The following is a 24,060-nucleotide window of genomic DNA, read 5'->3' on the forward strand; positions in this document are numbered from 1 at the left end:
TTATTTCTAACCTTTGATTCCACTTCTTGATACACCACGCATAATGTATTTCTTCAATAAGAAGAATACTACTAATAATGGTAATGTTACTAACATTGCTGCTGCCATCTGTAAGTTGAAGGCTGGTCTTTCACCAGTACCAACTACACTAAATGCCTTACGCAGACCATTTGTAATTAAACGATATTTTTCATTATCGGCAACTAGGTTTGGCCAAATGAACGCACTCCAAGTTCCCATCATGTTTAAAATCGTTATTGTAATAATTGTTGGTGCAGCGATTGGTACCATAACTCTTCTTAAATATTTAAAGTCGCTTGTTCCATCAACTTTCGCTGCTAAATATAATTCATCAGGTATTTGTTTAAATGCTTGTCTTAAGAAGAAGATATAGAATACACTCGTCATAAACGGTGCAATTAACGCTATATTGGCCTGTAAAGCCGATTGTGCGCCATCTGCTCCAATCAATCCTGAGAACAATCCACCTTCTTTTCCTAATAACCCTAAATCAGAAACAGTTAAATAGTTCGTTATAACAAACATTTCTCCTGGTATCATCATTGTCATTAAGAATCCTAAGAATAATAGATCTCTACCTTTAAAGTTTAACCTTGCAAAGGCAAATGATGCTAATACTGTTGTTACTACTGTACCTACAGTTGCAAATAATGCAACTATAATTGTATTTTTCATGTAAACGAAGTAATCAAAGTTCTCTAATGATGCTTTATAGTTTATAAACATCATATCTTTAAATTTAACCCACAAACTCGGTGGGATTTCTTCGTAAATTCTGTCTACATCTTTTAATGAAGTTATTAACATGAAGTAGAACGGAATTATAATAATTATTGCAAATACTACTAGGAATGTATAAATTCCTATTTTTACCATTACTCTATGTCTTTTATCACTTAATCTTCTTTGTTCTTTTTCACTTTCACCTTTTTGGAATAAAGATTTAAAGTTACTCCAGAATTCTTTGAATGCATCTTTCACTTTAGTAGTGAACTTACTCATGGAATCTTTTACTTTGTCCATGAATGATTTATTATTATCCATATGTCAGCCTCCTAGAAATGTACTCTCTTTTTACTAACCCACATTTGGACGAAAGTAAAGATTAACGTGATAACAAATAGAATAACGGCTGATGCAGCAGCTATCGAGATAGCTCCAGGTGCATCATCATAAATAAACTTGTAAATATAACCAACTATTGTAATTAAAGAATCCTTAGGTAATAAACCTGGAGGAGCTAGAGTTGCTCCAAACATCCCAATTACAGTACGGTAAGCTTTAAATGCTCCAATAAATGATGTGATTGTAATATACGCAATCATTGGAGAAAGTAAAGGTATAGTAATTCTTCTTAATACTCTTGCTTTTGGTGTTGCATCAACTTTAGCTGCATCATAATATTGCTTATCAATATTTTGTAATCCTGCTAAGAAGACCATTATTTTAAATGCAAGTCCTCCCCAAACAGTATAAACAAGTAATGCAATCATTGATGTACCCCAAGTTGCACCTAATGTAACAAATTTAACTGGATCCATCCCGAACCAACCTAAGAACTGGTTAATTAATCCATACTTAGTATTGAAGATGAATGCAAATGCCATCCCAACTGCGATTGCATTTGTAACGTATGGTAAGAAGAAAATAGTTTGGAATGTTCCTTGTAATTTCTTAATTCCGTTTAACGCTACTGCTATTAATAAGGATACTAATACACTTATTGGTACACTTACAAATACAATTACAACTGTATTCTTAAGTGCTTGATGAAATATTGGATCCGAAAGCACTTTTTGAAAGTTTCCAATCAATGTATATGCTTCAAATGTTTTTACAGGAGATAAATAGTTATATCTCACTAAGAATGTTAAGTAAAACGAGTTGAATAAAGGGTAAAATGTGAATACGCTCAACAATAATAACGCTGGCGTAAGATATAGCCAGGCCTTTAAATTACTCTCTCTCTCAAGCAAGAATATGCTCTCCAGTTTCTTTATTGAATACGAATAATTTATCAGATTTGATATCTAAACTAACCACATCACCTGGCCTAATTCTGTGTGATGCATCAACAATAACTCTAAATGTCTTAGTAATCATTTTGATTTCCTGTGGTTCGTCAGTTTCTTCGACTATTTCTTGTCCTTCAAGTTCTACTTCTTCTAACTCTGCAGGGGCTTTGTATTCAAATATTAAAGTTGTGTCTCTACCGATAGTTTCAACATATGCAACTTCCATTTTGATTTTACCTTTTTGCTCTACAACTTCGAAACCTTCAGGACGAATACCTATAAAGCATTCACCGTCAGCAGCGTCGTGTGGCGCTAATTTGAAATCGTTAAACATTAATGATCCTTTATTAATCTCACCTGCAAATATATTAATTGGTGGAGTTCCTAAGAACTTCGCAACGAATAAATTATCTGGCGTATCATAAATATCTTGAGGTTCTCCAACTTGCTGTTTTATCCCTAATTCCATTAAAACGATCTCATCACTAATACTCATAGCTTCTTCTTGATCATGTGTAACGAAAATAGTTGTAATTCCAGTTTCACGTTGGATACGTTTAATTTCCTCACGAGTTTGTAATCTTAATCGAGCATCTAAATTCGATAATGGCTCATCTAATAATAATACTCTTGGTTTTTTAACAAGCGCTCTAGCAATAGCAACACGTTGTTGTTGTCCACCACTTAGTTGACGCGGTTTACGATTCATTAAATCTCCAATACCTACTAAATCAGCCATCTCTTGTGCTCTTACCAATGCCTCATCTTTTGGTACCTTTATGTTCTCTAGTGGGAACATAATATTTTGTCTTACAGTCATATGTGGATATAGTGCGTAATTTTGGAATACTAATCCTATTCCTCTATTCTCTGGTGACATATCCGTTACATCTTCATCTCCAAAATATATTCTTCCATTGTTTGGCTCTAAAAGCCCCGCAATCATATATAATGTTGTTGATTTTCCACAACCAGAAGGTCCTAATAACCCTACTAGCTTTCCAGATGGAATTGTTAAATCAAAAGAATTTACAGCAACTGTCTCTGTTTTATCTTTTGCTTGAAATATCTTTGTGATATTTTCTAGTCTAATCTCCATATTTATCTCTCCTAATCACTTTAACTTTTTTAACATTTAATAGTACCATATTTTCGGTGAATTTTCTATATAATTTTAGAAATAAATTTGTATTGATTTTATTAATTTTTTGTAAATTAAAACGGCCTAGTTAGGCCGTTAGTTAATATTCAGTATGCAAACCTTCTAGAGGTCAATTTTTGAAAAAGTAAAGGGTTTTCATTAAATCTCGCATTACCGTAACAAAAAAGGACACTTTTGTGTCCTAACTTGTTAATTTAAAATGGTAAGCTTCCTTGATTAGTCAAAACATACCAAATTGCAAACACTATTACCACTACGAAAATCAATTTTGATAATTTTTTAATTAATGAAAATGTACCTAATATAGTAATAATGCTTCCAAGTACTAAAACTCCAATTTGCGAAATAGGATCTAATGCAGTTACCATATTATACAATCTTTCGAATATTCCACTTATTTGATCCCCAAATGATCCTAGAAACGATTCTTCTAATAGCGTACGGAAATTTTCTAACATAATATCACCTCTCTAATTATTCTACCTACATTATAACAAACAATATGTGTAAATTTTATGAATTTCGGGATTTTTATATTTTTCTTCTACCCTCTAATGCTTTAAAGATGGTTATTTCATCTGCATATTCTATATTTCCACCAGCTGGTATACCATGAGCTATCCTTGTAACAAGGATGTCTGTGCCCTGAAGTAACCTTGAAATATATCGTGCTGTTGTCTCACCTTCATTGTTTAAATTTGTAGCTAATATAACTTCTTGTAGTTCTTCATCTTTCAGACGTTCTAATAGCTCCTTAATGGTTATGTTGTCCGGTCCAATACCATTTGATGGAGATATTGCTCCATTTAAAACATGATATAGTCCGTGGTATCTATTTGTTTTTTCCATAACAATAACATCTTTTGCTTCTTCAACAACGATGATTGTTTTTTTATCTCTTGATTCATCAGAACATATATAACAAGGATCTGTATCTGTGATGTTCCCACAGATAGGGCAATCAAATATGTCTGTTTTGATTTTTTGATATGCTTCTATTATTTTATCAATCGATTCGTGATCCATTCTGTTTACAGTAAAAAGGGCATATCTTTCTGCTGTCTTTTTACCAACACCTGGATATCTACGTAAACTCTCGATAAGTTGTTCGATGCTATCAGGGTATTTCATATTAATTCCCCCTTAGAATAGGCCTGGAACTCCACCACCAGTGAATTGTCCCATTACACTTTGTGTTTCATCTTCGATTTTTTTAATACAATCATTTACAGCTAGTGTAATTGTATCTTGTATCATTTCTAAATCATCTTTATCTTCTAATGCTTCTGGATTAATGGTGATGTTTTTCATGATTTTATTACCATAAAACTCAACTTCAATCATTTTTCCACCAGCACTACCATAAAATGTTGATGCTTCTAATTCTTTTTGTGCATCCATCATTTCTCTTTGCATTTTTTGTAGTTTCTTTATCATACCTGGATTCATAATTATTCCCCTTTTCTAACTTTGACATTGTCTTTACCGAACATGTTGTATGCTTCCTTAACACTATCTGGAGTCATGTCATCTACATCGTGATGAACTGTTTTTATATCTTTCAGTCCTGGATGTTCTATCGGTGTTAATGTTATATATCTATCTTTGTCTTCTCTCCATTTTTTTAAGAATTCATCACTTTTGTTTTTCCACACTTCTGATGGTAACGCAAGATAATTCAATTCTATTTCATGGAAATCACTTAATAACTTAACTATTTTCTCTTTGATATCCTCTTTCATCATACGATTACATGTTGATGGCGCTGGATACTCAATAATTATTAATGAACCATTTGTAGCTACGACACGTCCACTACTAATCAACTTTGCATATTGTAAATCCTCTGGTTCCACATCACGTTCGATATCAAACCATCTTTTATTTAATCTGATTTTAGTTTCTCTGTCTCCGTTATTTAATACTTCTTCTACAAGTCTAATGTCATATGTTGAGTATGGTTCTTCAATTTCTTCAATCTCATCTTCAGGTAAACTAAATAGATCAAGTTCAGACTTTTCTTCTTCTGTACGATCTTCTATATGTTCATCTGTGTGTGTTTCAGTAGTGTCTTCCTGAACAGAATCCACATTAATTTCAGGCTCAGTTTTATTTACTGGTATGTCTTGTTCAACTTCATCAGTGTTTTGTTCACTGTTTTCCGCCCCAAAACTTTGTGCAGAATCAAATGCTTCTGTCTCATCTTGTTCAAAGACTTCTTCTACAACCGGTTTTTCAATTACTTTCTCTACAACAGTAACTTCAGATTTCATATGTTCAACTTTAGTTAACTGTTCTTGTAAACTCTTAATGCTATTTTGTAGAGAAGAAAATTCATCTTCGATTACAATTTCTTGTTTTTCTATCTTGTCTACCATTTTTATAAGTGCAAGTTCCATATATAGTTTGGCACTATTAGTAAACTTCATATCATTTCTAGCCCTATTTAATACATCAATATAGAAGAACACTAAATTGTTGCTTACTTTATCTGCCAGTGATAAAAACTCTGGTTTTGTATATAACAATTGTGAGTCGTCCGAAGATCTTGTGTTCTTAAAAATCAATAAGTCTCTATAGAATTTAATAAGGTTTTCCACAAGTCTCTGTGATTCCTTTCCAATTGCCACTAACTCATCTAATACTTTGATTGCCTGTACGGAATCATTTTTGAATATGGCATTTGCAATTTGAAGTAAGCTTTCATTAGAAACAGTACCTCTAATCGCATGTACATCGTCTACTTTTACTTCTGTTTCAGTATATGAAACCACTTGATCTAACAAACTAATTGCATCTCTCATTCCACCTTCTGCGGCTTCGGCAATTACTTTAATAGCTTCTGTTTCTATAGATATATGTTCTTCTTCGATAATTGTATCTAATCTCCCAATCATTTCAGGTACACTGATCCCTCTAAAATCAAATCTTTGACATCTAGAGTGTATTGTAGCTGGAATTTTGTGAGGTTCTGTGGTTGCTAATATAAAAATAACATGTTTTGGAGGTTCTTCTAAAGTTTTTAAAAGTGCGTTAAAAGCACCAGTACTAAGCATGTGTACCTCATCTATAATATAGACTTTGTACTTTCCAAGCCCTGGCAAGTATTTTACTTTATCTCTAATTTCTCTAATCTCATCTACACCATTATTTGAAGCTGCATCAATCTCAATTACATCTGTAACTGAATTATTATCAATTCCTTTACAAATATCACATTCATTACATGGATCTGATACTGGAGCATGTTCACAGTTTACAGCTTTAGATATAATCTTAGCTATAGTTGTTTTCCCTGTACCTCTAGGTCCACTAAATAAATAAGCATGTGCAATCTTATTGTTTTTTAATGCATTCTTAAATGTTCTAGTAATATGTTCTTGTCCTGCTATTTCTTCAAAATTTCTTGGTCGATAAGTTCTGTAAAGTGCCTTATATGCCATAGAATCACTCCTAAAAACGGATAAATTTCCGTATTTCTATTATAAAACAAAAAGACTAGATTTTATAGTCTTTTTAGTAAACTTTGATTATTTTTTCACTGATTCAATTATATGATTTAATGCTATGTATTCATTGGTATCTTTTTTAAATTTTTTAGATATATATGCCCATGTTAATTCTGGTGTTTCACCATTTTCTTTAATAGTGAACACTTGTCCGATTGCTTTTTGGAACTTTGTGCTCTCCCTTAGTTTACGATACCCTTCAATAGAAAAAGAGGTCTTCGCATCAACAATTGCATTTACCTGATTCAAAAATTCTTTGAAATCAGTTACTTCTTCATTACCTTCTTTATACTTATTAGGTATTATCAGTCCAAATATCTTATCAAAAACAAAAAGTAAACTCGTAAACATTAATGGAAGTGTAACAAGGTATAAAGCCGACTTTAAATCAATGGTAACTTCATCTCTTAATACAAGAACACCTGCATAAATCGCAATAGCTACCGAAGATACACCAAATATAAATGCATAATACTTAAATCCTTTAGATTTTTTCATAATAATCACCCAAGATGTATTATACTATAAAAAATAACATTGTGGTATAATTAAGTTGGTGATATTTATGAATACAGAAACAATAGCGGCAATCAGTACAGCGTTAGGACAAGGTGCTATAAGTATAGTACGTCTAAGTGGTGCTGATTCAATAGAAATAGTGGGTAAAGTTTTTAAAGGTAAAAACCTTGAAACCGTTGCTTCTCACACAGTACATTATGGACATATATTCAATGGATTAGAAAACATTGATGAAGTTTTAGTTACAGTGTTTAGAGCACCTAAAACATTCACGACTGAAGACGTTGTAGAAATCAATTGTCATGGTGGTGTTTTTGTTGCGAACAAAATACTAGAATTACTACTTAAAAACGGTGCTAGACCGGCTACACCGGGAGAATTCACAGAACGTGCCTTCTTACACGGAAGAATTGATTTAACACAAGCGGAGGCCGTTATGGATATTATAGAGGCAAAGTCTGACATGAGTCTTTCTTTAGCCAATAAAGGTCTGGATGGAGTTATCTATAAACTCATAACTGATTTAAGAGATGAATTGTTGAAAACAATAGCTCATATTGAAGTAAACATAGATTATCCTGAATATGATGATGTTATTGAGCTATCGACAAAGATCATTGAACCAGAAGTACAATCATTAATTGGTAAAATAAAAATTCTCTTAGAAAAAGCTCAATACGGAAAAATAATTAAAGAAGGTCTTAAAACAGCAATTATCGGAAGACCAAACGTAGGTAAATCTAGTCTACTAAATGCTTTATTACGAGAAGAAAGAGCAATTGTTACAGAAATCAAAGGTACAACTAGGGATACTATAGAAGGAAATATAAATATCGGAGGAATAATTTTAAATCTTATCGATACTGCAGGAATAAGAGAATCAATAGACATTGTTGAACAAATCGGAATTGATAAAGCCAAAAAATCAATTGAAGAAGCCGAACTAATTCTGTTTGTTCTTGATAACAACCAAGCTTTAACAATGGAAGATAGAGAATTACTTAGCATCACAGACCATAAAAAAAGGATTATAATTATTAACAAAACAGATTTATCAAAAGAACTAAATCATCATTTTGAAAACAGTGTTAGTGTTAGTGCATTAAACAAAACTGGAATTGAAGATTTAGAACAAATTATAAGAGATATGTTTTTATCAGGAGAAGTAAACATAAAAGATCAAACGTATATTTCAAATGCGAGACACATAGCTAAATTAAGCGAAGTATTAGAAAGTTTAAAAGATAGTTTACAAGCCATCACCGATCAATTGCCAATTGATATGGCCGAGATTGATCTTAAGAATGCTTGGAATATTCTAGGTGAAATAATAGGTGACACATCAACAACATCTTTATTAGATGAACTATTCAGCAAATTCTGTTTAGGTAAATAAAAAAGCGCAAATGCGCTTTTTTTTAATTCCCAATATCAAGAACAATTTTCCATTCTCCGTTTTCTTTTTGCCACGTAGTACAATATTTCCCTAATTCTGTAACTTCTTTACCTTCGACAATATGCTTTCTAACATATGTCCCAGTAGTTACACCTAAAGTCTCATCTTCACTAATAAACCCGTGTATAGGTTGCCATGTGAATGAGATACCCTCTAAATTAAATACATGTTTAATTCCAGCCTCAATTTGTGAAAGGTCTGTTATATAGGGATTATGAGATCCTGTACCCATAATACTTTTCTTAGCTGTATACTTCATCCATGCTTTTTCTTTGTCAACTTGACACTCGCTACAAAACTTCTTGTCCACATCAAATAACTGTTTAATTTTACTCATAGTGACCTCCTACTATATATGTATTATTGTAACATAAAAGAAAAAGCTCAAAAGAGCTTTTAATTCATAATCCATTCGAAGAGTTCTTTTGCGGCTTTTTCAGGCCCTTTTTGTTCTAGTCCTTCTATACCTAGTTTTGTATAAAGTATACCTACTTCAACTTTGCTATTGTAAAGATTACTAAATACTTTTTCGATTAATAATTCCACTTGATCTTTCCTTTGTACAACTCCAAATGGATTTGCGAAATACGACTCTACTAATCCTTTTTCTGTGGTAGTCCCTTTTGCTTTTCTTAATCCTTGCTTGAAGATCTCAACCGCTTTTTCCTTATCTGCAATTATACTCAAAGGATATTTTTTGTTCTCATAATTATTTGCGTATAATAATATATCCACCTTATAACCTTTAATTATGTCGGCGTATGTGGATACTGGCACTAATAATCTAGCATTTATCTTGTTTGGATTCATGAAAATCCCACGGTCCATCGCTTTAAAAGCATACCCGCCTTCTAAATCATCTAATCGGACAAATGCGCCCGTTTCAGTCCCATATCCGTAGACTTTTGAGTTTTCAATCTCAAACGATCCCATATCGTCGAATACTATTTTTATTTCTTTCAAGTATTTCTCGGATAATTTGCGAAATGCTTCTAAGCTTTCTGATTTACCAGCACCACTATCACCAATTATGGCAATATTAGCTTGTTTTCCATTTCTTAAGGTTACATTAACCATAGCTCCATGAATTGGTAATTTGTTTTGATCTATCATTCTTACATTATGTAATGTTAATATCATTTTTTTCATATATCCGAAATAATCTATCTCATCATGCATCGCCGTGAATCCAATGTAAGTATCACCTTTACGTTCGTGATAAAATACTGTCTTCTTTTCCTTAATGTCTAGTCGTTGTCCAAACACGTAAACTAGGTTTGGCTTTTTGTATTTATATTCTTCTGGCTTAGCCATTTCAAACAGATTACATAGACTTATACCGTGATTCATGTAATTTCTATGAAAGTAAATGAATGCTAATGATTTCCCTACTTTTGCTGGATAGCAAAAGTAATGTGATTTATTTAAAGGTAAATCCTTAATCGGATTCTCAAACACCTCTTGAAAGATCCCAGATCTTTTATTTTTCTTTGGATATATCACAAATGGTGGTGTTAAAATTATTTGATTTATGTACTGTATTCCATTTAGCACTTCTAGTTCTTCATCAAAAGATATTCCCGAATCTGCAAGTACTACTCCAGCGTTTATTCCAGCGGATAGTTGCCTATACACAGAATGCTGATAACCAAGTACGTTTTCCTCTATTTTCCTATAAGTTTTGAGTACTAGATTTAAAAAATTATTACTCGCCTCTATAAAATTGATATTTTGAATTCCTGTATCTGAATCTCCAGATTGGATCAATGCATATCTCTCTAGTTTTCTCCAATGAGAATATAATCCTTCTATCAACTCAAACAATACATCTTTTTGATTCAAGATATTCTTGTATCCATTGTTTAATACACTGATTTCCCTTTTATCGAGTACTAAGAGAAGTTTAAACAATGTTATAAGTTTCTTTGTAACATCTACATCACCACATAAATAGGTTATTTTATCATACAAAGCTAAATCTTTTTTATGTAAATATGATATATAAGTTGTAAGTACTTTTTTAAAACCCTTACTACTCAGTAATTCATCTTTCGTCTCACAATATTTAAGACTGAAATTCATAATTACATTACTTCTATTTTGAGAATATTCTTTTATCATAATATCACCCTATGAATAGTCTATACTGTAATTCACTTTCTTACACTATGAAAATGTTTTCAACAAAAAAAGGTGCAAAAACACCTTTTATTCGTCCCAATCATCATATTGTGTATATTCTTTTTTATCCTGAGTCCATCTGTATATACCGTCAAGTTGTACGTTTTCTGCGGCTCTGAAGATGTTTTTATCAATATCTTTGCTTTGTTTTGTTAGTTCTTTAATAAGAAGTTTTGTTTGATACCTTTTACTAGAAGTACTACATGCTGTAATTTCACATCCACAATCCATTGTCTCAATGTCGTTAGAATTCATTATTTTTATGATATCTGTTTCTTTAATCATATACATTGGTCTTATCAATTCTATACCTTCAAAGTTTTTAGCTCTAACTTTAGGTAACATCGTTTTAAATGAACCTGCATATAGGATATTCATCATTGTTGTTTCTATTACATCATCGAAGTGATGTCCTAAGGCAAGTTTGTTACAACCCTTTTCTCTAGCCATATTATATAGAAACCCTCTTCTCATTCTTGCACACATATAACAAGGATAATCATTGGCTATTTTTCCCACTATCTCAAAGATGTCAGATTTCCCTATATTTAGAGGTATTCCTAGTTTTTCTGCATTCTCAAAATGCATTTTAAGATTCTCTGGGCTAAAACCTGGATCCATACTTATAAATTCAATGTCGAAGTTTACAAGGGGATGTTTCTTAAGTTCCTGAAACAGCTTCGCAAGTAATAGACTGTCTTTCCCACCACTCATTGCAATCGCGATTTTATCTCCTTCTTTAATCATGTTATATTTTTTAATAGCCTTTATGAATTTACTCCATAAACCGCCTCTATATTTCTTGATAATATCTTTTTCAAACTGCTTAGTTACTACTTCATTCATATGATCACCTTTTTCTCGTAAACCAATTATACATTACAACCCTTGGAAATAAAAATAATAAAAAATAATATTCTTGCAAAATCAATAATTAAAGAGTATAATTAAGGTATGAAAATGAAATTGGAGGTGTTAAAATGGCTTTTATATGGGCAAACAAAAAACCTACTGATGGCGTAGCAACGCTTTACGAAACCAACATTACTTTAAACAAAGTTGCTAGTGCACACTTTGAAACTGCACATAAGAAGTTAATCCTTTTAGGTCTAGATCTACAAGGGAAACGCATTGCTATTAAACCTCTATCAAAAGAGGATTTAGAGTTAGGAATTATTCCTGAAGAAAAAAGACATAGAATTACTCTGAAACCTAGTTATGCTAGAGTTAGCAATAAGAAATTTATGAAAGAAGTTTCAGATGCTATGGATTTTAATTTTGAGAACAATAATTCTCGTAAATTCAATGCAAAATGGAGCAAAGAAGATTCAGCTCTTATTATAGATCTGAACAATGAGGAGGATTAACTATGGTAGAATATGAAATTATCATATGGTTTGTTTTAATTATAGTAGCTGCTTTGATTGAAATGAATACAATGGATCTTACTAGTATTTGGTTTAGTGCTGGGGCATTATTCGCATTTATATTAGCAATAGCTGGTGCTGCATTATGGATACAGGTTTCTGTATTTGTTGTTACATCATTGATGCTTATCGCTTTGGTAAGACCAATCACAAAGAAATACTTAAAAACAAATGTTGTACATACTAACACCGATCGGCTTGTAGGTAAAGTTGCAAATTGCACAAAAGTAATACCTGCAGGAGAGCGTGGGGAAGTTAAAATTGATGGTAAATACTGGATGGCTGTAACTACTAGTGAAGAAGATATCGATGTTGACGAGAAAGTAGAAGTTTTAGCTGTTGAAGGCGTTAAACTTGTTGTAGATCGTATTAAATAATGCGAGCTAATTTATCTCGACGTATTGTATCTTATTTTGTAGATGCATTACCTATATTATTTATAGTTATCGGTATGAATAACTTGTTTGTTGGTACTATCATTTCAAACAGTATAGAAAACTATGAAGAACTTTCAGCCACATATTACGATAATTCAGATATATTGTCTGATGATATTGCAGATTTAAGAGCAGACGTAGAGAGTGAATTAATCACAGAAGATGATTTTCAAACTATGTCTACCGGTTTATACGAAGATTTTTGGGATGACAACACAGAGGAGTACAACGCAGTTGTTGCTCATTTGATATTGACAATGACCTACGGATTTGTAGCGTTTGTATCTATATATTACTTATATATGTTGATACTGAAAGGTAACTCATTTGGTAGAAAACTAATGGGAATAGAGCTTACAGGAAAAGTAACATGGTTTACTATCCTAAGTAGAGAAGTTATTTGGAAGCACTTCTTCTGGATATTATTCTTAATCTTTATTACCTTTATGAGCACTATTATGACCGTTCCGTTGTTAATTGTAGCACTATTCGCTGTTTCAGGAATCACATTTGATGTAGCACTTATAGGGTTCTCTGCTAAGAAGAGAGCTGTAAGAGATATTATGTCACAAACACAAGTAACATATAAAGGGGTAAATTACCCATTCTAAGGCACAAGGAGGAAACATTATGCCAGGTACAGGACTTATTATTGTAGTAGTTTTATTAGTATTCTTTTTAATCCTTTTATCGCAAGCGTTCACTTTAGTAACACAAGCCAACCGCTTTGTTGTTGAACGTCTAGGAGGATATCACAAAACATTAGATCAAGGTTTACATTTCATTATTCCATTCTTTGATCGCGTTAAAAAGAAAATCTCAATTAAGGAACAAGTAGTAGATTTTCCACCACAACCAGTTATCACAAAAGATAACGTAACTATGCAAATAGATACAGTAGTATTCTATATGGTTACCGATCCTAAGTTATATACTTATGGAGTTGAATATCCATTAAGAGCTATTGAAAACTTAGCTGCAACTACATTACGTAACATCATCGGGGATTTAGAGTTAGATCAATCATTAACATCACGTGATTTAATCAATACTCAAATGAGAAACATCTTAGATGAAGCAACAGATCCATGGGGAATCAAAATTATCCGTGTTGAAGTTAAAAACATCATCCCACCAAAAGATATCCGTGAAGCAATGGAAAAACAAATGCGTGCGGAACGTGAACGTCGTTCAGGTATCTTACTAGCAGAAGGTGGAAAAAGATCAGCTATCTTAAATGCCGAAGGTGAAAAACAATCAGCAATTTTACGTGCTGAAGCAGAAAAAGAAGTACGTATTCAAGAAGCTGAAGGGAAAGCACAAGCTATTCTTAAAGTACAAAGTGCAACAGCTGAAGGTATCGCTTTAATTAAAAAAGCTGGTGCAGATGAAGCATTCTTACGTTTAGAAGCTTACAAAGCTATGGTTGAAGTATCTAAAGGACAAGCAACTAAATTAATTATTCCATCTGATTTACAAGGAATGGTTGGAGTAGCAGGAACTTTAGCAGAAACATTTAATTTAAAAAAATAATTACAAAAGAAAAGGACCGAATAAGGTCCTTTTTTAATACTAAAATTCGCAGTTTCTTGGTGTTCTTGGGAACGGGATTACGTCTCTAATGTTTTCAACACCTGTTAAATACATTAACATTCTATCAAATCCAAGTCCGAAGCCTGCATGTTTACATCCACCGTACTTACGAAGATCTAAATACCACCATAAATCTTCTTTAGGAACATCCATCTCTTCCATACGTTTTTCAAGTAAATCTAGACGTTCTTCACGTTGAGATCCACCGATAAGTTCTCCACTACCAGGAACCAATAAGTCCATAGCTGCCACAGTTTCATTATCGTCGTTTAATCTCATATAGAATGCCTTGATATCTTTTGGCCAATCTGTAACGAAGACAGGTCCATCAAAGTGTTTCACTAAGAATTTTTCATGTTCAGTAGCTAAATCTTCACCATGTTTGGGTAAGTTCTCAAACTTTTGGTTAGATGCTAATAAGATATCAATTGCTTCTCTATGTGTTTTAATCTCAAATGCACTAGATACAACACTATCAAGTTTCTCTAATAACCCTTTTTGAACAAACTTGTTGAAGAATTGCATTTCTTCAGGACATCTCTCCAATACGTACTTAATGATGTATTTAACCATATCTTCAGCTAACTGCATATCATCTTTTAAGTCTGCGAACGCAATTTCAGGCTCGATCATCCAAAATTCTGATGCATGAGTCGTTGTATTCGATTTCTCAGCTCTAAACGTTGGACCAAATGTATAAACATCTCTAAATGCCAATGCCCAAGCTTCCGCTTCTAATTGTCCGGATACTGTTAAGTTGGTTTTTTTCTGGAAGAAGTCTTTATTATAATCTACTTCTCCTTCTTCGGTACGATGTGGTTTATCTAAATCAAGAGTAGTAACTTTAAACGTTTCACCAGCACCCTCAGCATCAGATGCTGTGATTAATGGTGCTGCTAAATATACAAAATCTCTTTCTTGAAAGAATGTATGTATCGCATGAGTTAAAACACTTCTAACTCTAAACACCGCACTAAATAAGTTAGTTCTAGGTCTTAAATGTGCGTTTTCCCTTAGAAATTCTCTAGTATGTCTTTTTGGTTGAATTGGATAATCCTCTTGTGAATCACCTATCAATTCTACATCACGTGCTTTGATTTCAAATGGTTGTTTTCTATCAGGAGTTGCCATTAAAATACCCTCTACTTTAATCGCACTACCAACTCTGAATTTTTGAACATCTTTAAAATTATTTAGAAACTCACTCTCATAAACAACTTGGATTGTTTCAAAGAAAGTTCCATCATTTAAATTGATGAACCCAAATTCCTTTTGTGCACGATTATTTCGTACCCACCCAAACAAAGTTATTTGTTTTTGATCTAGGTCGCTATATTCTTTATATAGCCTTCTTACTGAATATTTCATATTATTCCTCCTTTTTTTTATATAAAAAACGCCCTTAAACAAATGTTTAAGGACGAATATATTCCGCGGTACCACCTTAGTTCTCATTTCTGAGCTCTCGACCTTTAACGCAGGCATACGGATGGTTCTACTATGTTCTTCCATCACTCATGGTGTTATTCATACTATTCTTATGTTCTAGCTTCCACCAACCTAGACTCGCTTTGCACAGGGGAAAGTATTACTTCTCCAATCAACGTTTTATATACACATATAATAACAAAACCAAATGTAATGTCAATAACTATTCTTCTATTTGATCTTGTTCTTCTAATTCGACAGCTTTAATAGCGTCAAACCTTTTTCCTATTTTTTCACTTGAGACATGAATCTCGTTAACGCGTTTGTTTACCGTTTCAATATTAGATTTTAATTTGTCCCAGCGTTCTTTATAACGTTTAAAGTCATCACCAAGTTTTACTAACTCCTCTTGAATAACTTTCATATTCTTATTTCTATCTACATTTTGGATGATTACTTGTACCGTTGTTAGTAAACTCATAATCGTTGTTGGTGATGCTATCCAAACATGTTTTCTTTGTGAGAACTCAATGATATCTTGGTGATATGCATTGATTTCTGCAAAAATGGCTTCTGCAGGTAAGAATAAGACTGCTTGTTCTGCAGTTTCTAAAGGAATGATGTACTTGTCGGAGATATCTGTGATGTGTTTCTTTAAATCAGATTTAAATTTACGTGTTGCTTCAACTCTTTCATGTTCTGAGATATCGTTATCTACCATTCTTTGATAATTTTCTAATGGAAATTTGCTGTCTATCGCTAAATTACCCATTGGTTCAGGCACATGAAGTACTGCATCAGCGATTTTACCATTTGATAGCGTGAATTGTGTCTCGAATATTTTATCGTTACCAACACCAAAGATACTTTCTAGGATATTGTTTAATTGAACTTCACCGAACGTACCTCTTGATTTTTTATCTGTAAGAACGTTTTGCAAAGAGACAACATCTGTCGATAATTTCTCTATGTTTTTCTGTGCTTCATCTATCTTTGTTAATCTAACAACGATGTTCTCAAATGTTTTATTTGTTTTTTCAAACCCTTCATTTAAGCGATATTCTACTTTTTTATTTATATTTTCCATTTGATCATTTATATTTCTATTTAGTGCATTAAAGTTCTCAAGAATATCTTTGTTCAGTCCTTCTTTAAACCTATTAAGATCATTAATGCTTTCTTTTGCATTTCTACCAAGTGATTCTACAAGTTCTACTTTTAAACCAGAGTATTCCTTTGTCATTTCCTTACTCAATTTAAAGTTTTCATCTTTAAAAAAGTCTTTTAAGTCCTCTTTAACATTTGTTTCATTATTTCCACTGTTTTTTAATAATAGTACTATTACTACGATTAGCAATAAAACCGCTATTACGCCAAGTGCAATCATTAATTCATCCATGTTATCACCTCTGTAACATTATAGCATTTTTTGTATGAAAAAAGTAGATGGATTCCATCTACTTATCATCAACGTCTTTTTCTGTATATTCAAATAAAATACTTAACGGTCTGTCTTGAATTATGTTTATAATTCCTTGTGCTAAAAGTTTCCCAACACTAAGTTGTTCGATTTTTGGTGTTTTTTTATGTTCTGGTAAATTAATTGTGTTTGTACAAATAACTTCTTTTAGTACTGATTTTTCTATTCTCTCACTTGCTGGACCTGATAACAAGCTATGAGTACAAGCAGCGTATACTTCTTTTGCCCCAGCATCTAATACAGCTTGCGCTGCAGCTGTTATTGACCCTGCTGTATCTATCATATCATCGATAATAATCGCAGTTTTACCTGATACATTACCAACTAGCCCCATAACTTCTGATACATTTGGTGCTGGACGATGTTTATCAATGATGGCTATATCACAGCCCATAACATCTCCCATTTTTCTAGCTCTAACTGCTCCACCATGATCTGGAGAGACAATTACGATTTCCTCAAGTGCTTTTTTCTTAAAGTATTCCACTATTAGTGGCATAGCTCTAAAGTTATCGATTGGGATATCGAAGAACCCCTGGATCTGAGAAGCATGTAAATCCATTGCTAGAACTCTAGTAGCTCCAGCTGTTTCTAGTAAGTTTGCAACAAGTTTAGCTGAAATCGGTTGTCTCGATTTTGCTTTTCTATCTTGTCTTGAATAACCATAGTAAGGCATAATTATGTTAATAGTTTTCGCTGATGCTCTTTTCATTGCATCAATTGTTATTAATAATTCCATTATGTTTTCATTTACTGGTTCGTGTGTAGGTTGTACAAGGAAAACATGATAACCACGAACTGTTTCTGCTACATTTATTCCGATTTCACCATCTGCGAATCTAGCTAAATCTATAGAACTCAGTGGAATACCAGAATATTTTGAAATTTCTTCTGCTAATTCAGGATTAGCACTTAAACTAAACAACTTGACTTTATATCCGTCAATAATCGCCATATGAAATAGACCTCCAAATATGATTAAATTTTTTAAACCTTTTATACAATATCATTATAATCTAAAAATTGCAAAAGTAAATTGCAAAATAAAATGCAACTGAAAAAGTTGCACTCAATTATTGTTTATTGTTCTTCTTCAAGATTGTTGTAAGCCTCAATTACAGCTTGCTCGATACGGTTTCTAGTCTCTTGGTTAATCGGATGCGCTACATCTTTAAATTCCCCATTAGGCATTTTACGGCTTGGCATTGCAACAAACAATCCAGCTTTCCCATCGATTATGCGTAATTCATGAACAACAAAACATTCGTCAATTGTAATAGCTGCTATTGCTTTTAAGCGATTTTCACCATTAAATTTTTTTACCCTAACGTCTGTTATATTCATCTTCCCACCTCGCAATTTCATATTCTACTTATAATAATTATAACATAGGTACATACTTTTACAAAATATATTTTATTTAGTAGTGAAGCCGTTATCTTATCTTTGTAATAATTTTATAGTAATCATCTCTAACGGTATCAAAAGAATATTGTAATTTAGATTTTTTCCCCTCAATTGCGAATATTGTAGACCCAGAACCACTCATTAGAACACCTTTTATTCCCGTGTCAATAATATGGTTTTTAAGTTTTCTTATATCTGGATTTATGTTAAATGTAATTTCTTCCAATGAATTGTGTAATTCACGTATTATCAAATCAAGATTTTTATTGAATATTGCATTTGTCATGTTTGATATCTTCTTCTCTATTATATTGTCAGGATTTACTTGAGCAAAAACGTCTTTTGTACTTATCTTGATAAAGGGGTTAACTAAAAGGACTGGGATGTTTAATTTTGTATTAAGAAATACCAATTCTTCCCCTCTACCTTTTGCTATACATAGTTTATTATAAACACAAAATGGTATATCAGATCCAAACTCTAGACCTAATTTTGCCATATCATCAAGTGATAAGTTAAGTTTCCATAACTTGTTTAATCCTCTTAACGTAGCGGCTGCATCAGCACTACCACCAGCTAAACCGGCTGCTACAGGTATGTTTTTCTTGATATTGATTACAACACCTTCAAAAACATTAAATTCTTCCTGCATAAAACTTGCAACTTTATATACCAAGTTATCTTTATAGTCGTCAGTCATGTTTGTATCGCCAGTTATTAATATATCGTTTGTCGTGTTCTTTCTGAACTCTAAAACATCATGTAATTCTAAGGATGCCATTACCATTTCTAAATCATGAAAACCATCAAATCGCTTTGCAACGACATTTAGAAACAAGTTAATCTTAGCATAAGCCTTTTCCTTAACCATCGAATCACCTCAAGTACATTGTACCATAATGTATAAATAAAAAAACAAAGAATCCAGCGTGTATTCTTTGTTTTATTTTGATTTAGATAATGTGTTGGATATTAATATAAAATCTTCTACAGCCAGATTTTCGGCTCTTATACGGTAATCAAACCCTAGGTCTTCAAGTGTATTGATGTAGAATTGTTTTTCTTTATGGAAATTAAAGTGAAGATTATTTACCAATGTTTTTCTACGTTGTGTAAATGAAGCTCTAACAAGTTTAAAGAAGTGATCTTCGTTGTCTGGTTTATCATACAGGTTATCCTCAACGACAAGTTTCACTACTGCACTATCAACATTAGGTGCAGGTATAAAAACTGTTCTAGGTACTTTTAAAGCGATTTCCGCCTTTGTTTTGTATTGGATAACAATGCTTAAAGAGTTGTAATCTTTTGTGCTTGGTTTAGACGTTAATCTTCTAGCAACTTCTAATTGCATCATTAGTACAAGTTCTTTTATCTTTATGCTTTCCTCTAATATCTTCAAGATGATTGGAGTTGTTATGTAATATGGTAAGTTTGCTACTACACATACTTTGTCAAACTCAAGGTTTAAATCATCTATATCTTGATCGATATCCCGATTCAGAAAGTCATCATTTATTACTGTTAGTGATTCTCCCTCGAAGTTTTCACTTAATATTGGTAGTAGTTCTTTGTCAATTTCATACGCTAAAACATGTTTGCTTCCCTCAAGTAGGTGTTCTGTTAAGGACCCCATTCCTGGTCCTATCTCGATTACTAGAGTTTCTTTCGTGATAGATGGGACAGAGACGATTTTACGTAATATGTTTTGGTCTACCAAAAAGTTTTGTCCAAATTTTTTCTTAATATAGAAATCTTGGTCTTTAATCGTTTGTTTAATTTTAGTTGATGTTCCAATCTTTGACATACTACTCACCTCCTAGTAATGTTTGTATTTGTTCAATAGTTATGTGAAACATATTAAGTTTCTTGATAAGTGTTTTTCCATTACTTAAGCCAATTCCCAAACTTTCACAGAGTTGTTTCCTAAGTTGTTTTGAGTTTTGTTTTCCAATTAATCCTAGTTGTCTTAGTTTTGTAGAATCAATTTCGTAATGTGTGTCTGGTGTTGTGTAAAAACTTTCTAAACTTTGTATTAAAAGACTTTTTTCAACATGTTCTATACCTACTTTGGTTTTTGATTTGTTGATTGCGTCTTTTTTATTAACAAAAGCATGTTTTGTTGGTCCAACTATCTCATTAATAATCCTTCTAATACGTTCTCCTTGGTAATCTGGGTCTAAAAAAAGGATTAGTCCTCTTGTTTTATTTAATGTTTTTAATTCTAGTAGTGTTTCTTCACTTATCTCGCTACCATTCGTGATGATTATGTCTAATGAAGGATCTATCTCTTTTAATTTAGCAAGGTCGTGATAGCCTTCAACCACCACAACCTCGTTAATTTTATTTAATAATTCCATTATCTTCCAAATACTGTTCAAAATTGGCTAATTGTGTTGGAATTTCTATAAATTGAGGACATTTTGGTAAACATTCTCCACAATCTATACAGTTATCTGCGGAAGCTCCCTTTTCCTTCATTTGATTGTATGCCCATTTTGTATAATTGTCATTTTGATACATTGCGTGTCTATTAAAGTTGCGGAAATTACCTGGTATATCAACACCATGAGGGCATGGCATGCAATAATTACACGATGTACAATCCACTTTACTACAAGCAAGGATCTCAGTTCTTACTTTTTCTATAATCTTCAATTCTTCTGTATTCATTGGTACAAAGTTACTGAATGTTTTCACATTATCTTCCACTTGTTCCATTGTTGACATTCCACTAAGGATTACTCGTACATTGGGTAAAGATCCTACCCATCTAAAAGCCCACGATGCGATTGAGTCTTCGCTATTATATTCTTTTAATATCCCTTCAATTTCATCGTTGAATTTAACCAAACTTCCACCTTTTACAGGCTCCATAATAATAACCGGTATTCCTTTAGCTGTAAGGATATCGTATCCCTCCATACCTTGTTGGTGGTTGATGTCCATATAGTTTAATTGAATTTGACAAAAATCCCAATCGTACATATCTGCCCATTTTTTAAATGTGTCTAGATCATCATGGAAACTAAATCCAATATTTCTTATTTTACCTTGTTCTCTATATGTTTCTAATTGCTCAATTACTTTTAAATCTAATACTTGATCATATCTTTCCTTATTAACAGCATGGATTAAGTAGAAATCAAAGTATTCTACTCCACATTTTTTAAGTTGCTCGTGGAATATTCTATCGATGTCTTCATTTGTTTTTACTTCCCATAAAGGTAATTTATCTGCTAAATAAAAGGATTCCCTATCATAATCTTTAATTATGTCTCTAACGATTAATTCACTTTTACCACCATGATAAGGCCAAGCTGTATCGATATAGTTTACACCTTGCTTTACTGCATAATCAACCATTCTTTTTGATTCTTCAAAATCTACTTCACCGTTTTCTAGGGTTGGGAATCTCATACAACCAAAACCTAGTAATGAAGCTTCTTTTTCCACTTTGTTCACTAGTATTTTACGTAATTTCATATTAATTCTCCTTAAAGTATTTTTTCTTGATATCCTTTGTAACGATTATTTCTATTGCCTGTTTTTGGACTTCTAGATTCAAAGTTCCACTATTTTCCTCTTCACCATCCATGTTCCAACGATGATGATGTTGCGTCATTACGCGTAATTTCTTTGTTTTAAATTTTCTAACTCCAGGAATTACTTTTGGAGTGATTATAAACGAAATAAAGTATAGTAAATTATTAAAGAATGGAATATATCTATATGTTACTACATCAACATACCCATCATCTAACTGTGGCTTATCTATAATGTTAAAGCCAGCAACTTTCTTTGAATTTACTACTAAAATCATTGAGAAATGACCATGGAATATCCCGTTGTCATGAATTATTTTTGCTTTAATCATTGGAATAGTAAAAAACTCTTTGATCCCTGTAAGTAAGTAGGCGAAGTATCCAATTACTTTCTTTAACTTGGAATCAGTTACGTATGAAATATCAACATACGTTCCTATTGCAGCTACATAAATAAAGAACCCCTTGTTTGAGTTTACAATATCCATTTTCACTGTTTCACCAGACAATATAATATCAACTGCCTTTTCTACATTCTTCGGTATTTTAAGAGTGTTTGCTAAATCACATGCAGTCCCTGAAGGAATGTACCCAATTCTAATTCTTTTTTCTTTTTTGCATAATCCGTTTATGACCTCGTGGACTGTTCCATCTCCACCTGCAACAACGATAAGATCATACTCTAACTCACATATCTCTCTTGTGATTTCAGTCGCATGTCTTGGTCTTTCTGTTGGTCTAACATCTATATTGTAACCTGCTGATTGTAGTCGCTCTTTAACATATTCGAGTTTTTGCTCGAATAATTTGCGTCCACTTACAGGGTTGTATATTATTGCACATTTTCTCATAATATCCCTACTCTCAATAAAAGTATTATAACATAATACTATTCAACTTGATATGCAAAATAAAAGAGCCAATCGGCTCATTATTTTATTAATGCTTGGGCTGCTGTGATGATTGCTGTGTTATAAGCATCTTCACTGTCACATCCCCTTGATAAGTCGTTCACCGGCTTATTTAGTCCGGCAAGTATTGGTCCCATTGCCTCGAAATTACCTAATCTCTGAGCTATTTTGTACCCTATGTTCCCGCTGTTTAAGTCCGGGAAGATAAACGTATTTGCGTTTCCAGCAACAGAACTTCCTGGGTATTTTTTTGCACCAACTGATGGTACAAACGCTGCATCAAATTGCATTTCTCCATCTATTTCATATCCACTATTCTGTGCTTTTGCGATTTTAGCTGCTTCAACAACTTTTTGTGTTTCTTCTGTATCCGCACTTCCATTAGTACTAAATGATAGCATTGCCACTTTTGGTGTAATTCCAAACATTTCAGCTGCTTTAGCTGATTCTATTGCAAATTCTGCTAAGTTTTCTGCTGTTGGGTTTGGATTTATTGCGCAATCTCCAAATATATATTTAATTTCATCTCTAACCATCAGGAAATATCCAAATGTCTTAGATACTCCAGGTTTTGTTTTTATTATTTGTAAAGCAGGTCTAACAGTGTCTCCTGTGCTATGACAAGCTCCACTTACTAATCCATCAGCAAGTCCCATATAAACTAACATAGTTCCAAAGTAGTTTTCATCAAGTAACATTGTTCTTGCTTGCTTTTCAGTATTTTTACCTTTTCTTCGTTCAACGAATGCTTGTACCATTTCTTCAAATAGATCATTGTTTAATGGATCAATAAAGACACAGTCTGACACATCAAATTTATTTGATACATCTTCTTTTTTTCCTATTAATATTGGTTTAACAAGACCTTCATCTTCTAATCTAATCGCAGCTTCAATTATTCTGTCATCGTTTGCTTCGGGAAAGACTATTTTAAGCCCTTTCCCTTTAATTTTGCTTTTAAGTTCTTCTATA

The 24,060-nt window shown here is 32.6% G+C and carries 26 protein-coding genes and 1 other annotated feature; of the genes, 5 read left to right on the plus strand and 21 right to left on the minus strand.

Annotation, left to right across the window (positions count from 1 at the left end):
• Positions 1-6 precede the first annotated feature (6 nt).
• The 8 genes from AC2LE6_RS00520 to AC2LE6_RS00555 form a co-directional block, all read right to left on the minus strand.
• Entirely contained in the window at positions 7-1,065 is a 1,059-nt protein-coding gene (locus tag AC2LE6_RS00520) for a carbohydrate ABC transporter permease (protein WP_484477274.1), read from the minus strand.
• An 11-nt stretch (positions 1,066-1,076) separates the two neighbouring features.
• A complete protein-coding gene (locus tag AC2LE6_RS00525; protein WP_484477275.1) occupies positions 1,077-1,997 on the minus strand; it encodes a carbohydrate ABC transporter permease in 921 nt (306 codons plus the stop codon).
• A complete protein-coding gene (locus AC2LE6_RS00530) occupies positions 1,990-3,135 on the minus strand; it encodes an ABC transporter ATP-binding protein (RefSeq protein WP_484477276.1) in 1,146 nt (381 codons plus the stop codon). The genes AC2LE6_RS00525 and AC2LE6_RS00530 overlap by 8 nt, the downstream gene beginning before the upstream one ends.
• Positions 3,136-3,392: 257 nt before the next feature.
• On the minus strand, positions 3,393-3,656 hold the full coding sequence (locus AC2LE6_RS00535) for a hypothetical protein (protein WP_484477277.1): 264 nt from the start codon (positions 3,654-3,656) through the stop codon (positions 3,393-3,395).
• Positions 3,657-3,729: 73 nt separating this feature from the next.
• Positions 3,730-4,329 (minus strand): recombination mediator RecR, encoded by a 600-nt coding sequence (gene recR, locus AC2LE6_RS00540; protein ID WP_484477278.1) that lies wholly within the window; start codon positions 4,327-4,329, stop codon positions 3,730-3,732.
• A 12-nt stretch (positions 4,330-4,341) separates the two neighbouring features.
• On the minus strand, positions 4,342-4,647 hold the full coding sequence (locus AC2LE6_RS00545; RefSeq protein WP_484477279.1) for a YbaB/EbfC family nucleoid-associated protein: 306 nt from the start codon (positions 4,645-4,647) through the stop codon (positions 4,342-4,344).
• A 2-nt stretch (positions 4,648-4,649) separates the two neighbouring features.
• On the minus strand, positions 4,650-6,641 hold the full coding sequence (gene dnaX / locus AC2LE6_RS00550; protein WP_484477280.1) for a DNA polymerase III subunit gamma/tau: 1,992 nt from the start codon (positions 6,639-6,641) through the stop codon (positions 4,650-4,652).
• Positions 6,642-6,728: 87 nt separating this feature from the next.
• Positions 6,729-7,205, minus strand: coding sequence for a hypothetical protein (locus AC2LE6_RS00555; RefSeq protein WP_484477281.1), 477 nt, complete (start codon positions 7,203-7,205; stop codon positions 6,729-6,731).
• Between the two features lie 55 nt (positions 7,206-7,260).
• Between AC2LE6_RS00555 and mnmE the strand changes: the two genes are divergently transcribed.
• Complete coding sequence (mnmE, locus tag AC2LE6_RS00560; RefSeq protein ID WP_484477282.1) at positions 7,261-8,622, plus strand: tRNA uridine-5-carboxymethylaminomethyl(34) synthesis GTPase MnmE; 1,362 nt, start codon at positions 7,261-7,263, stop codon at positions 8,620-8,622.
• A 22-nt stretch (positions 8,623-8,644) separates the two neighbouring features.
• Here the strand turns inward: mnmE and AC2LE6_RS00565 are convergent, their stop codons facing one another.
• The 3 genes from AC2LE6_RS00565 to AC2LE6_RS00575 form a co-directional block, all read right to left on the minus strand.
• Positions 8,645-9,019, minus strand: coding sequence for a YybH family protein (locus AC2LE6_RS00565; RefSeq protein WP_484477283.1), 375 nt, complete (start codon positions 9,017-9,019; stop codon positions 8,645-8,647).
• A 59-nt stretch (positions 9,020-9,078) separates the two neighbouring features.
• Positions 9,079-10,803, minus strand: coding sequence for a phosphoenolpyruvate carboxykinase (locus tag AC2LE6_RS00570; protein WP_484477284.1), 1,725 nt, complete (start codon positions 10,801-10,803; stop codon positions 9,079-9,081).
• 87 nt (positions 10,804-10,890) lie between these two features.
• The gene (locus tag AC2LE6_RS00575; protein WP_484477285.1) at positions 10,891-11,709 is read right to left on the minus strand and encodes a tRNA lysidine(34) synthetase; all 819 of its coding nucleotides are present in this window, start codon (positions 11,707-11,709) and stop codon (positions 10,891-10,893) included.
• Between the two features lie 134 nt (positions 11,710-11,843).
• On the opposite strand from AC2LE6_RS00575, the gene AC2LE6_RS00580 reads away from it, so the two are divergent.
• From AC2LE6_RS00580 to AC2LE6_RS00595, 4 genes are read left to right on the plus strand one after another with little or no spacing between them, the layout of a single operon-like run.
• Complete coding sequence (locus tag AC2LE6_RS00580) at positions 11,844-12,230, plus strand: hypothetical protein (RefSeq protein WP_484477286.1); 387 nt, start codon at positions 11,844-11,846, stop codon at positions 12,228-12,230.
• Between the two features lie 2 nt (positions 12,231-12,232).
• On the plus strand, positions 12,233-12,667 hold the full coding sequence (locus AC2LE6_RS00585) for an NfeD family protein (RefSeq protein WP_484477287.1): 435 nt from the start codon (positions 12,233-12,235) through the stop codon (positions 12,665-12,667).
• Positions 12,667-13,338: an RDD family protein gene (locus AC2LE6_RS00590; RefSeq protein ID WP_484477288.1), complete on the plus strand. Its 672-nt coding sequence runs from the start codon at positions 12,667-12,669 to the stop codon at positions 13,336-13,338. Before AC2LE6_RS00585 ends, AC2LE6_RS00590 begins: the two co-directional genes overlap by 1 nt.
• Before the next feature lie 19 nt (positions 13,339-13,357).
• Positions 13,358-14,260, plus strand: a complete 903-nt coding sequence (locus AC2LE6_RS00595; protein ID WP_484477289.1) for an SPFH domain-containing protein — start codon at positions 13,358-13,360, stop codon at positions 14,258-14,260.
• A 39-nt stretch (positions 14,261-14,299) separates the two neighbouring features.
• Here AC2LE6_RS00595 and asnS read toward each other — a convergent pair whose 3' ends face one another.
• The 10 genes from asnS to pta all read right to left on the minus strand — a co-directional run bounded on the left by asnS (position 14,300) and on the right by pta (position 24,059).
• On the minus strand, positions 14,300-15,688 hold the full coding sequence (gene asnS / locus AC2LE6_RS00600; protein WP_484477290.1) for an asparagine--tRNA ligase: 1,389 nt from the start codon (positions 15,686-15,688) through the stop codon (positions 14,300-14,302).
• Between the two features lie 45 nt (positions 15,689-15,733).
• Positions 15,734-15,933, minus strand: a binding site (T-box leader).
• A gap of 38 nt (positions 15,934-15,971) precedes the next feature.
• Positions 15,972-17,147: a DNA recombination protein RmuC gene (locus AC2LE6_RS00605; protein WP_484477291.1), complete on the minus strand. Its 1,176-nt coding sequence runs from the start codon at positions 17,145-17,147 to the stop codon at positions 15,972-15,974.
• 58 nt (positions 17,148-17,205) lie between these two features.
• Complete coding sequence (locus AC2LE6_RS00610) at positions 17,206-18,183, minus strand: ribose-phosphate diphosphokinase (RefSeq protein ID WP_484477292.1); 978 nt, start codon at positions 18,181-18,183, stop codon at positions 17,206-17,208.
• A gap of 125 nt (positions 18,184-18,308) precedes the next feature.
• Positions 18,309-18,572 carry a septation regulator SpoVG gene (spoVG, locus tag AC2LE6_RS00615; RefSeq protein ID WP_484477293.1) on the minus strand — a complete coding sequence of 88 codons (264 nt, stop codon included), beginning with the start codon at positions 18,570-18,572 and terminating at the stop codon, positions 18,309-18,311.
• A gap of 91 nt (positions 18,573-18,663) precedes the next feature.
• A complete protein-coding gene (ispE, locus tag AC2LE6_RS00620) occupies positions 18,664-19,506 on the minus strand; it encodes a 4-(cytidine 5'-diphospho)-2-C-methyl-D-erythritol kinase (RefSeq protein WP_484477294.1) in 843 nt (280 codons plus the stop codon).
• A 72-nt stretch (positions 19,507-19,578) separates the two neighbouring features.
• Positions 19,579-20,439 (minus strand): 16S rRNA (adenine(1518)-N(6)/adenine(1519)-N(6))-dimethyltransferase RsmA, encoded by an 861-nt coding sequence (rsmA, locus tag AC2LE6_RS00625; protein ID WP_484477295.1) that lies wholly within the window; start codon positions 20,437-20,439, stop codon positions 19,579-19,581.
• Between the two features lies 1 nt (position 20,440).
• A complete protein-coding gene (gene rnmV, locus AC2LE6_RS00630) occupies positions 20,441-20,992 on the minus strand; it encodes a ribonuclease M5 (RefSeq protein ID WP_484477296.1) in 552 nt (183 codons plus the stop codon).
• A complete protein-coding gene (locus tag AC2LE6_RS00635; protein ID WP_484477297.1) occupies positions 20,976-22,118 on the minus strand; it encodes an aldo/keto reductase in 1,143 nt (380 codons plus the stop codon). The genes rnmV and AC2LE6_RS00635 overlap by 17 nt, the downstream gene beginning before the upstream one ends.
• 1 nt (position 22,119) lies before the next feature.
• Complete coding sequence (locus AC2LE6_RS00640) at positions 22,120-23,028, minus strand: diacylglycerol/lipid kinase family protein (protein ID WP_484477298.1); 909 nt, start codon at positions 23,026-23,028, stop codon at positions 22,120-22,122.
• Between the two features lie 80 nt (positions 23,029-23,108).
• Complete coding sequence (pta, locus tag AC2LE6_RS00645) at positions 23,109-24,059, minus strand: phosphate acetyltransferase (protein ID WP_484477299.1); 951 nt, start codon at positions 24,057-24,059, stop codon at positions 23,109-23,111.
• Position 24,060: the final 1 nt, after the last annotated feature.

The organism is Candidatus Izemoplasma sp. (assembly GCF_982632705.1).